This is a genomic window from Herbaspirillum sp. Sphag64, assembly GCF_014192645.1.
In the GTDB taxonomy this organism is placed as follows: domain Bacteria; phylum Pseudomonadota; class Gammaproteobacteria; order Burkholderiales; family Burkholderiaceae_D; genus Herbaspirillum.
In genome coordinates, this window is sequence record NZ_JACHYE010000004.1 from 74,671 (window position 1) to 90,177 (window position 15,507).

Here is a 15,507-nt window from a genome sequence, read left to right on the forward strand (position 1 = left end):
GCGAGAGTATGTTGATTCTATTCCCCGTTACGTAACTAAATATCACGCCAAGATTCCCGCTGAACAAAATTCTTAGTAGTATCTAATTTCGCGTGTCTTCTGGCTAAATAACGAGCATCAATTTGAATTTATTTGCATTTTAATCAATATGTTTGCGAAATGATAACCGCGTCAGGTCTGAGATCGGAGAGAATATCGAGCACGATTTGCGGTTGTGATTGTTAATCTGATATGGAGAAAAAATGCCAAGCAGTTTTACCAAAAAGCGTGCACGCGATGAGAACCTCCTGGCGCAATGGGATCAACACCAGGAAGAGCACTTCCAGCGCTTTAACCTGAGTCGCGAGCAGGTCAAGTCTGCCCAGTTATCCCTGCAGGGCTACATTGTTCTGCCGGGCGACCCGCAATACGATCAAGACCGCAAGCTATCAAACGCCGCCTTTGATCCTCATCCATCCATGATTATCTATTGCGTCATCGAGAGTGATGTCGCGATTGCCCTGACATTGGCGCAACACACAACCCTGCCGTTTACCGTACGTTCGGGTGGCCATTGCACCGCGGGGTTCTCGGCCGGAAGTGGCGTGCTCATTGACGTTAGCAAGCTCAACGATGTGTACATCGATGCCGAGCGCCAGTTTGCTTCGGTGGGCTGTGGTTGCCCGTTCAGTAAATTCTCGGATGCGATGCAACGCTACGGTTTGCACGTACCCATTGGCGAATGCGAAGACGTCTGTGTCGGCGGGTTTGTGCAGGGAGGCGGCTATGGTTTTACCTCGGTCACCTACGGCATGAACTGCGACAACGTGATCGATGTGCGCGTGATGCTGGCCAATGGCCGCATCGTGACCGCCAGCCCGACCGTCAACCGCGACCTCTGGTGGGCGGTGCGCGGCGGCACGGGCGGTAACTTCGGTGTTCTGCTGAGTGTGCGTTACCAGTTGCGCCCGCTGGGCAAGGTGTTCGGCTGGGCCATCATCTGGGCACTGGAGACCGAGCAGGACTTGGAGAATGCCACCGGTGCCTTGCTGGAACTGCAGGCCAATTACATGCTGCGCAATTCTTCACGACAGATGAATGTGCAAATTTCACTGTGCTTCCAGCCCGGCGTCGAAGGCGGTTTGCCACTCGAGAACATGAAGCCTTACCTGCTGGTGCGCGGTCTTTATGTGGGCACTGACACAGCTGGTATGGAGGCGATTGCACCGTTACAAAAACTGCCTGGCGCGATCACGCAATGGACCATGTATACCGACTTCAACGAGCTCAACGAGAAGCTGCTCAATGTGCCCTACAGCATGCCATGCTTCGCACCAGACATCAGCTGGCCGCCTGAGGATAAGGCCTCGCGTTATGTCGCGCGTGATTTGTCGCCGCAGGAATGGCGCTCGATTCTGGATTACTACAAGCGCACGCCGAACCAGTATTCCTATGCCTATCTGGAAGTCTATGGCGGCGCCATCAATGACTATCCGGTTGAGGACAGTGCGTTCATTCACCGCAATGCGGCGTTTGACGTCGTGCTCGACGTGTTCTGGTGGACCGACGAAGAAAAGCCGCTGGCACAGGGATTCCTGGATGGCTGGATTGCCTTGTTCGAACCGATGTCGAATGGCCATATCTATCAGAACTATCCACGTCTGAATCAGGATGACTATGGCTGGCGTTATTGGGGGGATGCGCAGAACGCCTTGTATGCGGTCAAGCAGAAATACGACCCCAGCAATGCGTTCCGTTTTGCCCAGGAGGTCACACCGAGTCTGAAGCAAGAACAGCAGGTCGCATTACCGGCAACACTGCAAGCAGCATTACATCAGCCGATCACGTATTGACCGGTTAGCCGAAAAGCGATCAGTGCTGACTGGCCGCTTTTCGGTGGGGGAATGGTTGCTCGCCGTCGCCTGCAAAGGTAGCGGCGAGCATGAAATACATCAGCTAGTCTGATAACAAAAATACTGTGTACAGAACATGACCGCTCGATACTTTTTGCTGCAACGAGAACTGCGCAGCCTTTGCCAATCCTTGCTCGGCGCGTGGATGCTGGTACTTTGCTGCACCGTTGCAACGGGAGCGCCGCTCAAGTATCCGCGCTTTCAGCAATTAGGTATCGAACAGGGCTTGCCACACGAGCTGGTGCAGACGATGCTGCAAGACCGGCAGGGATTCATCTGGATTGGCACCCAGAGTGGGCTGGCCCGTTACGACGGGATGAGCATTACCTATTACCGCTCCGATGTAAATAAACCGACCAGTCTTGCTGCGCCCTGGGTAACGGCGCTGTTCCAGGATGCCAAGGGTGAACTTTGGGTTGGCACGCGGGGCGGTGGCGTGATGCGCTACAACCCGGCAGATGAAAGCTTTATCCGCTACAGCAACGATACCAAGGACTATCACGCCCCCTCTGCTAGTAAGCAGATTCTCGCGATCAAGGGAGATGGTACGCATGGCATCTGGCTGGCAACCCTGGACGGCCTCTGGCATCTTGATATCGACAGCGGTAAATTCTCGGTTTTGCGCCACGATCCCAATCAGACAACAAGTCTCTTGAGTGATGAAATACGCGATCTGGTACTGGATGCGCGCGGCAACCTGTGGGTTGCGACGCCGATCGGACTGGATCGGCTGGCGCCAGGCGCGACGACGTTCGAGCACTTCCGTCTGGATGACGGTGCCATGGCCGATAGCAAGTTCAACGATATTCGCTCGTTGATGGCAGATCGCAATGGCGGACTCTGGATCGGTACCGCTGCCGGCGTCGAGTTATGGTCCAGCAACGGCAGCAAGCGGCGTTTTGGCACCAAGGAAGGCCTGCAACCCGGCATCATTACCGCGCTCTATCAGGACCAGGACGAGGCTATCTGGGTTGGCACACAGACTGATGGTCTGAAGCGCTGGGATCCGAGTGCGGAGCATTTTCAGTCCTATCGCAACCAGCCCAGCGACCCGCACAGTCTGGCCGATAATCGTATCGTTACCTTGCTGCAGGATCGATCCGGGGTATTGTGGGTAGGCACCTGGAATCGCGGGATCAGCCGGGTCGATTTGCTGGGTGGTGGCTTTGACCGCTTTGTGCATCTGGCCGGTGAAGCACACACGATTGGCGAAGGTCGCATTCAGGGTTTTGCCGTCGCAGACCATGACAAGATATGGATGGGTACCGCTGAAAATGGACTCAATCGCATGGATCGCCGCACCGGCGAAGTCGAGTCCTTCATGCATCGGCCGGGAGACGCGAATAGTCTGAGCTCCAATACCGTGCGAGCGGTGCAAGTCAATGCCGAAGGTGTCTGGATTGGCAGTGCCGGCGGCCTCGATCTGCTCGACCCGGCCACTGGTCGCTTCACTCATTTCACACACGATCCAACCAACCCTAATAGTCTTGGCTCCAATCAGATCTACACGATGATGTTTGATCATCAAGGCATATTGTGGATCGGTACCATGGATGCTGGCCTGGATCGTTTTGATCCGGCGCGCCGGACCTTCCAGCATTTTCCACATCGCTCGGATGACCCCACCAGTATCGCCAATCCCTGGGTGTTCACCCTGATGGAAGATAGCAAGCACAATCTATGGGTAGGAACGGCTTCCAGCGGGCTGGATCTGTTTGATCGCAAGACCGGTCGTGCAGAGCATTTTCAGCGCGACGAAAAAGATCCCACCAGCCTGAGCCAGAATACCGTCACGCAATTGCTGGAAGACCGTTCAGGTACGCTGTGGGTAACGACGACCACAGGTCTTAATCGCGTCTATCGTGATGCGCAAGGGCGGATCCGTTTCAAGCATTACACAGTCAAGGATGGCCTGGAAAATGACGTCATTCTGGATATTCAGGAAGATGCCAAGGGATATCTGTGGATGGGCACCAATACCGGCATGTCACGCTTCGACCCGGTCCATGAGAGCTTCCGTAACTTTACCTCTGCCAATGGCCTCATTGATGGTACCTACATGGTCGGTGGCACGTTCAAGGATCAGGATGGCCGGATGTACTTCGCCGGTACGCGCGGCCTGAACATCTTTGATCCCGGAGCCATTCGCGACAATAACGTACAGCCACAGGTGGTACTGACCGACTTTTTGATTTTCAATAAATCAGTACGTGGTGCTGGCGACATGAATGGCTTCAGCATCGATGGTGCGGTCAACCATGCGGGCAAAGTCACGATGTCCTATCGCTACTCCGTCTTTTCGATCGAGTTCGCGGCGCTGCATTTTGCGGACCCGTTACACAATCGTTACGCCTACAAGCTGGACGGTTTCGACAAGAACTGGGTCTATACCGATGCCAACCACCGGGTCGCCACCTATACCAACCTGGAACCTGGCAAGTATGTATTCCGGGTCAAGGCAGCAACCAAGGAGGGCAGCTGGAACGAGCAGGGCGCCAGCCTGATCATTGTGATTACACCACCGTTCTGGAAAACCTGGTGGTTCCGTCTGCTGGTTGCCGTGATCGTATTGGGGAGTACCTATTTAGCCTATCGTGCACGGATCAGACACTTCGCGCAGCAACAGATCCGCCTCGAAAAGCTGGTGCTCGAACGTACCGCTGAAGCGACTGCAGCACGCGCCGTTGCCGAGCGTAAGAGCACGCAGGTCAGTACCTTGCTGGATAACTCGGGACAGGGCTTTTTGTCCTTTGCGGCCAATCTGCGGGTGGATCCTGAATATAGTCTCGAGTGCCACAAGATCTTTGATCGCGGCATTGAGGATGTCTTCCTTCCGGGGCTGCTGTATGACGATGACAAGCAGCGCACCTATATCGAAAAAAATCTGACCCATGTCTTCCGTTGCGGTGACGATCTGAACCGGCGTGAAATCTACATGGAATTACTGCCGACCGAATATCGTCTCTACGGTCGTGACTACGACGCCAAATACCGTTATCTCAGCGACCATCGGATCATGATGATCCTCACCGACATCAGCGATGCCAAGGCCTTGCAGGAACGGATCGAGCAGGAGCGCCAGCGCCTCGACTTCCTGGTCAATGCGATGGAAAACCGCAACGATCTGCTCGACACCCTGCAGGTATGGCAGCAGTTCCATCAAGAAGTCCTGCCATCACTGTTGCATAGCGACGCACCGGCAGACCAGCTGCTCATTGAGATACACCGCGAAATTCATACTTACAAAGGATTGTTCGCCCAAGAAGGCCTGCCCTCCATGCCTGTCGTATTGCATGAGCTGGAGGATGCACTCGCCGATCTTGCTGAGCATGACGACATCGATAAGGAAACACTGATCCGTACGCTCGACCTGAGCGATCTGCGCACGCCGATGGAAAACGATCTGGCCCTCTTGCGTGAAAAGCTCGGCGCGGCCTATTTTGCCGCGGACAAGTTAATTCAGATCAAGGTCAGTGCGCTCGAACGCATCGAGAAAGCGATACAGGCCGTCATCGACGCCCGCATTGCAATCGGGACAGAATTGGCCGAGGCACTGCAGGAGGCCTGCAGTCAACCGCTGTCGGCGTTGCTGTTGCCGCATTTTAAGGCGGCGGCACAGCTTGGGGAACGTCTGGGCAAGCATGTGGCACCGTTGCGCTTCGAGGGCGACGATGTGATGGTTGATCCGCGCCTGCTGTCACCGTTCTGCAAATCGCTGGTGCACGTCTTCCGTAATTGTGTCGATCATGGCGTTGAGGACGTAGAAACCCGATTGCGTGCTGACAAGGATGAGATGGGACGCATCCATTGCCGGGTCCAGCAAGATGGCGAACAGGTCCTGTTGTGTATCGGCGACGACGGCTATGGTATGGACAGCGATGACATCCGTGGTCGCGCCGTGGAAAAGGGTTTGTTGACCACAATCGAAGCTGCGGCCCTGAGCGACGAAGAGGCATTACGTTTAATATTCCTGGATGGCTTCTCGACCCGTGATCAAGTCACGCAGATTTCCGGGCGCGGCATCGGATTGGCAGCTACACTTCAGGAGATAGAAAAATTGGGCGGGTCAGTGGCGGTCGTGACGCAGCCCGGCCGTGGCACCGAATTCCGTTTCAGTATTCCATCGCAGTTAATCGTTGGTCTGGCACAGCAGGAATGGAGGCAGATGCATGAGTTTGAGCAGCAGTGACATTCACAAGACAATTGAAATCGTTGCGTCTGATGCGCAGAAATATTTAAAATCAACACATCGAATTCAGTGTGTTGCCCAGCCAGCCGTCAGCGGCAAGGCCGATGCGCTTGCATTGCGCGATGTGACGGCGATCATTGGACTGGGTGGGGCCATCAGCAATCTGGTCACGGTCAGTTTTGATCATGCCTTGCTGGCGTACCTGCTCAAGCAGGAAATGGAAGGACTGGTCGTGCCACCTGAGGAGCATGACTTGTACATGAACGAAGCTGCTGCCGAAATTTCCAATGTCATCCTCGGGCACTGTCTTGCCTATCTGGAGGACATGATGGCAAACCGGCTGGATGCAGAAGGTGGCAGAATCTCCATGTCACCGCCGGTGGTGATACAGAATGTCGGCAGCATGCACCAGGCGCATAGTGCAGCCTATACCAGTGTTGCGCTGGTGACCGACTTTGGTTACCTGGTCTTGAGCATTATCTGGCCCTATGCGTTGTTTGAAAAAGTATCGAATGGATTGAAGGCAAGGGGAAAGAGTACATGAAGCAGCTAAAAATCATGGTGGTTGATGATGCGTTGCTAAGTCAGAAAAAACTGATTGCAACGCTGGAAGAACTGGGGCATGCCGTTGTTGCCGCCGCCAACAGCGGAACCAAGGCGCTCACAGCCTACGAACATTACCGTCCTGATCTGGTCACGATGGACATCACCATGCCGGAAATGGACGGTATCGCCGCCACGCGCTGGATTTTGGGTAGGCACCCGGAGGCCCGCATCCTGATCGTCACCTCGCATGCGGAAAAGAATACCGTCCTCGATGCGCTCGAAGCCGGTGCCAAGGGCTACATCATCAAGCCATTCCAGGCCGATAAACTACGCCAGGCAATCCGCCGCGCGATGACCGCCTCAGAGATCAGTCCCTGAGCATCATTTCTGAGGCGGCGAACAAAACGGCAATGCCTGGACGTTAGCGGTCAGAGGGCATTGATCAATAGTCAGTGATCAATGAATGACCATCAAGGTGAACGGCCAGACATAGGCTTGTAGCGTCACCAGAATGCCGACCAGGCACGCCAGAATCACGGAATGCAAGAAGACGAAGCGCAGAATATCGCCTTCGTGATTGAACCAGCGGGTTGCGGTAGAAGCCACCACGATCGACTGCGCATCAATCATCTTGCCCATCACACCGCCAGCGCTGTTGGCAGCACCCATCAGATTGGCCGGCAAGCCCAGCTGCTCCGCAGCCACTTTCTGCATCCCACCGAACAGAACATTACTGGCCGTATCTGAGCCGGTCATGGCAACGCCCATCCAGCCCATCAAGGTACCAAAGAACGGATAAAGCGCTCCCGAATGCGCGAACGCCAGACCCAATGTGGTATCGGTGCCTGAATAACGGGTCAGCGTCCCCAGGCCCAGCATCAACACGATGGTCATCAACGAATAACGGACCAGCCAGAAAGTGCGCAGATACACGCTGACCACTTGCCACGGACGATACTTCATCACCAAGGCCCCTACGACCGCTGATAACAGAATGCCGGTACCGGTCGCAGAGAGCAGGTTCAAGGTATAGATGGCCGCCTCATTGGTCGGCTTGCTCACCACTGGCGCCACTTTCTGCACCATGTTATGCAATCCATCGATCGGGAATTTGGCAATAAAGAGATGGTCGAGATAAGCTTTTACCGACGGCAGACCCCAGATAAAGACGAAAACCGTCAGAATCATCCACGGCGTCCAGGCGCGCACCAGCTCACCCTTGCTGTATCGGGTAACAGCCGTTGCCGATTCTGCTGCAGCAGCAGAAGCAGTCGCTTCCTCTGCATGGCCACGCAGCGCCACGGACGTCCAGATCTGTTTGGGTTGCCAGATACGCAGAAAGCCGATCAGACTCGCCATCGACACAATCGCCGAGATGATCCCGACCAGCTCCGGCCCAATGAAGTTGGACACCAGATATTCCGGAACCGCAAAGCTGACCGCTGTCACCAGAATCGCAGGCCAGATTTCCAGCATGGCTTTACGGCCAGCGAATGCCCAGATCAGCCAGAACGGAATCAGCAGCGAGAAAAACGCCAGTTGAATACCAATCGTTGCCGTCACAGCACTTAGATCGTAGCCGTGCACTTTCGCCAGCGTAATGACGGGTGTGCCCAAAGCACCAAAGGCAACCGGTGCAGTATTGGCGATCAACGTCAGGCCAGAAGCGGCCAGTGGCGAAAAGCCCAGGCCGATCAAAATGCCGGCAGTCACCGCGACCGGTGTACCAAAGCCCGCCGCCCCCTCAAAGAAAGCGCCGAAGCAGAACGCAATCAGCAACAACTGCAGACGACGATCCTTGGTAATACTGGAGAGTGAATCCTGCAGAATCTTGAAGCTGCCATTTTGCTCCGCCAGTTGCTGCAGAAAGATGATGTTCAGCACAATCCAGCCGATCGGCAGCAGCCCGGTTAAACCGCCCAGAAATGCCGCCTTGCCCGCCATCGCAGCAGGCATGCCGTAGCCCAGCACGGCAATTGCCAAAGCACTGCATAAACCCAGCGCCGCAGCGATATGGGCCTTGATATGCAAAAAACCCAGGCACACCAGCATCACCGCCACTGGCACGGCGGCCAGCAGCGTAGAGACAAGCATATTGCCGAATGGATCGTAAATCTGTTGCCAACTCATGAAGATCTCCCAATGACTGTTTTGATTTTGTTGTTGTGTAGTGTTGTAGTACGCTGCCCGGCGAGCAGAGATAGGGCTCGCCGTGACCGATGATCGACGTCACCTCGGCGAGCATTATCGACACTCCATCAACATCCGAATTGAAAGATTCTCAAGCGACTGATGATTAAAATTTGTCTGAAGGAGAGTGCGACTGTGGTTCAGGTAGCCGCAGCGGGGAAGTACCATGAAAAAAGGGGCGCTTGGCCCCTTGATGTCACTCCTTTTCTAACACTGCGCGATAAAAACGCTTCAGTGCTCCGATCAAGCTTTCAGCGCCATGCAAATACCCTCGCCAAATTCCAGCGTGTCAATTCTCGACTGGTATTTCGATTCAGCCTGCTGCGTAGTCTTGATCGCGGTTTCATGAGTCAGGTCAACCAGCGACTTCACAAAACCGACCATACCGAAATCATGGCTTGGCAGCCGTTTAGGTAAATTGTTGGCATGCACCGCGATGGGGAACTCTTGAAATCTGGAGCCATCCGGAAAACTATCCCAATAACCGGTTCCCCAATCTTCAATGAAATAGGCACCGCCTTTTTTCACAAACGGAAAGACGGCATCGAAGGTTAACTTCGAGAAATAACCAAAATGCGAGGCGTCCTCAATCACCAGATCAATGCCCTCCGGGAAATGCGTCAAGATGATCTCGGCAAGCTGAGCCGCCTTGGTTTGATCTGCCTGCAAATAGGTGATATTGGGAAAGGCGGAAAAATCGATATTGCGCAATTCAATATCCAGCGCCACGATTTTTGCCTCGGGAAATGCACGCGAAAACACTTTCGTGCTTTCTCCCTGATAGGTGCCGATTTCTAAAATGCTACGGGGTGAAATGCCATGGTGACTCAGGAATTGCTGGTACTTTTTATAATAATGTAATGGCTTTGTCGTGGGGTCAGCGGAGTGCGTGGCGCTGGCAATACTGAAAAGAGTCGACATGAAGTGCGTTCCATTGTGGGGAGTAGGAAAAACGTCTCTGTATCAAGCTACGGACGGTAGCGGCCCGGTGCTGCCAATCTATTCGTTGCGCTGATTGCCGTCAACTCGCCGTGGTTATTTGGCAAACCACAAACTTGCACGGTCTCTCCGCACCGTGCAAGCCCCTCCCGGAATATCAATTATTCATCCCAAAACTTGTTCAGCCGCGCAATGTGTTCCTCAGACACATCACGCAACAAGGTCGCTGCTGCCAGCGAGAGGCGATACAGGTTAACGCTATCGGACTTCCCAATCGATGGCGCGGCCTCCGGTTCAGAATCGGCATCCGCATCCTGATTCAATTCATTGGCCAGATCACGCGCATAGACGATTTGCATGCAGGAGGTAATGCCGGCACTGATGTCGCGGGTGAGTTCGATGAAGTCAGCGAATTTTTCCTCACGACCGGGGCCGTGAATCCAGCGGAAATCTTCGTGGGTTGGTGGGATAGGGTGTTGATTTGATGCGGTGGTATTGGTCACATAGCCTCCATTAATTGCACAAGAGACCCGTACCTCACTTCCCAATGAGGTGGCGGGTGCATGACAAAGTGGGAAGTACCGAGAAAGCAACGACCATCGGCAAGCCCGAAGGCTTCTCTGCCAAGACCCGCCGTTGAATAGACGTGCCTGGACAAACGAACAAAAAAATAGCCGCATTGCGGCTCGTTCGCCGTTACTTTCATCGAGCTTCCCAACTCGGTCCCGTCTTTTTCCGGGACGTGTACAGTATGGATTGATTGATCTGGAGGCGTCAAGCGCCGTTGTTTAAGCACTGTTGCTTGAGGTAATAGTGAAAAATGGTTGAATGCCGTTTTCATGTCGAACCCGGCCCAACGCGTCTGATGCTTGGACACCAGCTTCGGTTCGAAGCTGCCATGACCGTCGCGGGGAATTTTAATCGGCAGCTCACCAAATTCACCCTTGAGCGTCTTGCGACTCTTGCCGTTCCGCGTGTTGTCCATATCATTGGAGACGCTTCCATGCTTGTCATGACCGAGGTGCTCGCTCAGTTCGGCTTCAAGCGCCCGTTCCAGCATCAGCTTGGTGAGATGTTTCAACAGGCCTTTCTTCACCTATTAAATCTTCTGGATTCTTGTAATTGGCTAGCAATCCAGCCAGTAGTTCTTCTTGTACGTCGTGTTTCTTCTTACTCATTGTTGCTCCGGACAAGGCGACAGTTTCCTGTCAATAGTTCGTTTACACAAAATTATGTATAGGCCCGAGCTACCCGCGAAACTCCATGTTTACGCGGCTTTATTGGGAGTAGACAAATGAGACCCACTATATGTAAGAGAATTTTTGAGGCGGATATTTTTTCGAGCTTTTTGAGGACATGCAACCTGCCAGGGTAATTTACACACTAACCCTTGTCGCCCGCGATACCGAGAAATCATTCAATGATAAAATTTTCGTAACTATTTGGTGCGAAGATATTTCAGATATATCAAACAATCACTGGCGGGGGCTATGGGGTACATTGCAAAGTCAAAAAAAGAACTCGGGTATACAGACAACAAAGAAATTCAAATCGAGTTGATAAAAGCAATTGAAATCGGGCGCTTTAGGTCTTTTAGTAACCGCACGGTCGAATTAGGTAGCCATATCACGGTGCTTGTTGGTCGCAATGGCTCGATGAAGACTTCATTGATGGGGCTCATTGCGCATCCATTTTCCAGTGAGTCGAAAGATGCCTTCGGTCGTGAGCTAAAAACAACGCTCAAAGAGGTATTCAAGCTATCCGAAATCTACGATCGAAATGATTATTCCTATAACTTGATCGTAAAAACCACCAAGGAAGAAGAGCTTCTCAAAGAGGAAGTCAAGATTTACTACGTCGCAAACTCTACCAATCGACATCGTGTTGTGATGTCTGGAGCGGAAAAAGGGGACGGAAATTTTTCATACAATACGTCGTTTTTGAATCTAAAGCGTCTTCTCCCTTTGGTTGACACAAAAGCTAGACCAGATATGGGGGAGGAATTTTCTCTCACCGAAAGAGAGCGGGCTGAGCAGAAGAATTTTTATGAATTTGTTCTGCCAAGCACCGATTATGGTGTGTTTGCGCCGATTCATCAAAAAGGTCAAAAGACAACTTTTGCGCCGACTGGTGAAAATGCTAGATATGATTATGAATCGATTTCTTCGGGCGAAGATAATCTAGGTGCGATCTTCAACAAATTAATCGGGTTTCAGAGGGCGTTTCCGAAAACTGGCAATGTTGGGAATGGAATATTCTGCATAGATGAGTTTGAAAGCAGTCTTCACCCCGTAGCCCAGTTAAATCTATTTCGATATTTGTATGATTGGTCAGCGAGATATCGTGTTCAAATCGTAATAACGACGCATTCTCTTCATCTAATACAGGACATCTATTTGAATCATAAACATAATTTGGACTCAAAAAGAGTCGTTATTAATTTTGTTAGTGGATCCTCTGCTGCAGAAGACCGAAACTACCCAATCATTGTTAACCCAGAATATCAATTAGCGTATCAAGAGCTAACCCTTGTACGTCCTGAGGATGTCGCTGAATCGCAAAAAATCGATGTTTTTTGCGAAGATCCTATCGCGATTCATTACGTCAAGCGGCTGATTAAGAGTTCGGAAGTGCTGAAGTTGGTGTCCTTTCACAGCAACCTCAATCAAGAAACTAGCAATGAGGGTACGCCATACTCGTCGTTGGCAAGTCTATGTAAGAACTTCTCCCTCCTACTCAAGAATTCATTCGTTATCTTCGATGCTGATGTTCCCGAAGGCGTAACCAAGGCCATTAAAGATAAAGGTACCTTTATGCTCGTCCCTGATGCTGACAAGCTCGCGCTGGAGCGACGAATAATCTGTTTTATTCTCGGATTGCCTAACGACCATGAATTCTTCTTGCGCTTTAGGCGTGAGAAGACCGCAATACTAAATGATATGAAGAGAGCTGGAGTTTCGTCTCTCACGATAGCTGATGTGATGGACGAAAAGAAGGTCGCCATCGGTCAGTGCAAAAAATGGGTCGAAAGGCACGAGGCAGATTTTAAGAAGTATGTCACTTACTATTGCGCCCAGCTTGGAGAGCGCGAGATTTTTGTAAAAATGTTTGTTGAGCGGATCAACCTTATTAATACTCGAAAGGGGTTACCCCTTGTCGCTGCATGAGGTGAGAATTCATTTGCCGATTTATTAGACACTCGCAGGTGGCATAGGTTGTTGTATGCTTTATCGGAAATATCAGGATGTAGGGGGGATTGATGACGTATGCCGTGAAGAAGATAAAGCTGAGTCGTGTTTATTTGGATAATGCTAATCCGCGACACGATCCGATTGAAAATGAGTTGGAAATAATTGCGTATCTCATTGAAAAAGAGAACGTGAAACAGCTTGCGAGACATATTTCGGAAGTCGGTGGAACTAGTCCGCTTGAGCGGATTGCTGTATTCCCACATCCAAAAATAAAAGATGCTTTCATTGCGGCAGAGGGGAATCGCCGCGTTTGTGCTTTTAAGTTATTGGCAGATCCCGATAAAGCAAATACTGAGGCGAATAAAAAATACTTTCGGAAGTTGGCCGCCAATATGGAGAGGGTGCCGAACGCATTCGAAATGGTCGTATTCGAGGATAGAAAAGAGTCACGAAGCTGGATATCTTTGCGGCACGAGGGCGAACAAAATGGTATCGGCACACGCACATGGGATGCAAGGCAAATCACGCGATTTAATGCGCAGTCAGAGGGGGCATCTAACCCTAATATTCAGGCTTCTCTTTTAATCGAATATGCCCGAAGGGAACACTTGCTTAAGGCGGATCGCATAGATGAACTTAGCATTACCACGCTGACTCGATATTTGAGCAATCCAGTCTTTAGACACGTTCTCGGGCTGATCGATACCAAAACTCTCACGATTAGTGTAGCTGTGGAAGAGTTTAATCGCGTCGTGATAAAGTTTCTAAACGACGCATTGGATCCAGCCAGCGAGGTGGGATCGCGAAGTACCGCAGCAGATCGCAAGGCTTATGGTGAGAAACTGCGCAATGATGGAGTGGCGCCGTCGAATTATGGACTTACCCCTGTGGATTTAGGCACACGTCAGCCTAGGGACAGTTCTTCAACAGAAAAAGGCGGTGAGGCAGTTCTTCCTTCTGTTCGCAACAATCCTAGTCCAGATAAGAGGAGATCTGTGATTCCCTCCGATTTCTCAGCACGAATTACCGACAAAATACTGAAGCGTCTGTACGATGAGCTAAGGGCAATAGATGCGGAACAATATAGTTTTTCGGCAACATATCTCCTGAGGGCTGTGATTGAACAGGCGGCAACTATTTATCTCAAGAAGAATGGTCGGGCGGCGCCGAAAGAGTTGCACCAGCGGCTGGGAATTGTTGCTGATTTATTGTCAGCTGACGGATTCACGGAGCGCGAATTGAAAAGTTTGAGGGTGATGGCGAATGATAAAGATAGTAGATATTCGCCTGATTCTATTGGACATTTTGTCCATGGCGGAATGATTCCTACGAAGACTTACGCTATCAAAGCATGGGATTCCATCGAGCACGTTTTGCTTGCTCTATTGCGGAAGATTGCATAGAGTGCAGGTCCTGTCATTGGTTAGCGCTTAATTGGTTTACGTAGAAATGCCAATCACAAATACACCCTTGAGGTATCCAGGCGGGAAAAGCCAATTGGTGCCATTTATCATCGAGCTCATTCGAGAGAATGATCTGTTTTATGGCGAATATGCAGAACCGTTTGCAGGCGGGGCAGGCATAGCCGTGAGTTTGCTGCTAGATGGATATGTCGACAAAATTTACCTGAATGATTTTGACCCTGCAATTTATGCATTTTGGTCTGCCGCTCTTAATCACACCGATGCGCTGTGCAGCAAAATTGAGAGCACCAAGGTGGATATGGATGAGTGGCATAAACAGCGCACAGTGTATTTTTCTGATGACGAAGATGTAGTCAGCAAGGGATTTGCTACGCTTTTCTTAAATCGTACAAATCGATCTGGAATTATTAAGGCGGGCGTAATTGGGGGGCTGGCTCAAACAGGCAACTATAAGATGGACTGCCGCTTCATCAAGCCTGAATTGATTCGAAAGATAAGGCGCATAGCAGGCTATCGAGAGCAGATATCATTAACTTGTTTAGATGCTGTTGATTTTATTAAAAACGTCTTGCCAAAAACCGCAGAAAAAACATTGGTAAACCTTGATCCGCCTTATTTTGGTAAAGGCCCCGAGTTGTACGCGAATTTCTATACTGCTAAGGACCATGCCTTGCTAGCAAAGTCTGTCCATAAGATCTCGCGGCGCTGGATGGTTACGTACGACGATGCCTCCGAAATACGTGATTTATATAAAAAATATCCTATGTTTAGCAGTAGTTTGAATTATTCTGCACAGACAAAAAGGGTTGGCACAGAACTTATGGTGCTGGATCCCAAGTTGCGTGTTCCAGAGTCAATTCGAACATTTAAAATTGAAGAGCAAAAGATCGCAGCCTGATTCAAGATTATGGCGAGGATTTATTTTGCAACTAAGACTTCGATCAGAAGGCTGGCTTCCTAGTTTGAGTCGTTGTCGGTGTGCTAATTCGAGTCATCTTCACATGCACAATCTTACGCTGCGGGATGAAACGTCGGAATTTTTGCGCCACACCGCCTCATGGCTCGATTAAGGTTGAGGCGTAGTTCAGCAATGAGCTACAAGAAGAAGTGGTATGTTCCATTTTGGAACATGCCAC

The 15,507-nt window shown here is 51.2% G+C and carries 10 protein-coding genes and 1 pseudogene; 7 read left to right on the forward strand and 4 right to left on the reverse strand.

Annotation, left to right across the window (positions count from 1 at the left end):
* The first annotated feature begins 242 nt into the window (after positions 1-242).
* The 4 genes from FHW66_RS08955 (at position 243) to FHW66_RS08970 (ending at position 7,005) form a co-directional block, all read left to right on the forward strand.
* Complete coding sequence (locus FHW66_RS08955) at positions 243-1,832, forward strand: FAD-binding oxidoreductase (RefSeq protein ID WP_183379437.1); 1,590 nt, start codon at positions 243-245, stop codon at positions 1,830-1,832.
* Between the two features lie 136 nt (positions 1,833-1,968).
* Positions 1,969-6,081, forward strand: a complete 4,113-nt coding sequence (locus FHW66_RS08960) for a two-component regulator propeller domain-containing protein (RefSeq protein ID WP_183379438.1) — start codon at positions 1,969-1,971, stop codon at positions 6,079-6,081.
* The gene (locus FHW66_RS08965; protein ID WP_183379439.1) at positions 6,062-6,625 is read left to right on the forward strand and encodes a chemotaxis protein CheX; all 564 of its coding nucleotides are present in this window, start codon (positions 6,062-6,064) and stop codon (positions 6,623-6,625) included. The genes FHW66_RS08960 and FHW66_RS08965 overlap by 20 nt, the downstream gene beginning before the upstream one ends.
* On the forward strand, positions 6,622-7,005 hold the full coding sequence (locus FHW66_RS08970) for a response regulator (protein ID WP_183379440.1): 384 nt from the start codon (positions 6,622-6,624) through the stop codon (positions 7,003-7,005). The genes FHW66_RS08965 and FHW66_RS08970 overlap by 4 nt, the downstream gene beginning before the upstream one ends.
* Before the next feature lie 78 nt (positions 7,006-7,083).
* On the opposite strand, the gene FHW66_RS08975 is transcribed toward FHW66_RS08970, so the two are convergent.
* The 4 genes and pseudogenes from FHW66_RS08975 to FHW66_RS08990 all read right to left on the reverse strand — a co-directional run.
* Positions 7,084-8,757, reverse strand: a complete 1,674-nt coding sequence (locus FHW66_RS08975) for an L-lactate permease (RefSeq protein WP_183379441.1) — start codon at positions 8,755-8,757, stop codon at positions 7,084-7,086.
* Positions 8,758-9,060: 303 nt separating this feature from the next.
* Entirely contained in the window at positions 9,061-9,738 is a 678-nt protein-coding gene (locus tag FHW66_RS08980) for a class I SAM-dependent methyltransferase (protein WP_183379442.1), read from the reverse strand.
* Between the two features lie 179 nt (positions 9,739-9,917).
* Positions 9,918-10,259 (reverse strand): hypothetical protein, encoded by a 342-nt coding sequence (locus tag FHW66_RS08985; protein ID WP_183379443.1) that lies wholly within the window; start codon positions 10,257-10,259, stop codon positions 9,918-9,920.
* Positions 10,260-10,591: 332 nt separating this feature from the next.
* A pseudogene (locus tag FHW66_RS08990) lies at positions 10,592-10,934 on the reverse strand (transposase); the annotation flags it as partial.
* 312 nt (positions 10,935-11,246) lie between these two features.
* On the opposite strand from FHW66_RS08990, the gene FHW66_RS08995 reads away from it, so the two are divergent.
* The 3 genes from FHW66_RS08995 (at position 11,247) to FHW66_RS09005 (ending at position 15,269) form a co-directional block, all read left to right on the forward strand.
* Positions 11,247-12,923: an AAA family ATPase gene (locus FHW66_RS08995; protein ID WP_183379444.1), complete on the forward strand. Its 1,677-nt coding sequence runs from the start codon at positions 11,247-11,249 to the stop codon at positions 12,921-12,923.
* 92 nt (positions 12,924-13,015) lie between these two features.
* The gene (locus FHW66_RS09000) at positions 13,016-14,350 is read left to right on the forward strand and encodes a hypothetical protein (RefSeq protein ID WP_183379445.1); all 1,335 of its coding nucleotides are present in this window, start codon (positions 13,016-13,018) and stop codon (positions 14,348-14,350) included.
* Positions 14,351-14,396: 46 nt separating this feature from the next.
* Positions 14,397-15,269 (forward strand): DNA adenine methylase, encoded by an 873-nt coding sequence (locus FHW66_RS09005; protein ID WP_183379446.1) that lies wholly within the window; start codon positions 14,397-14,399, stop codon positions 15,267-15,269.
* Positions 15,270-15,507 lie beyond the last annotated feature (238 nt).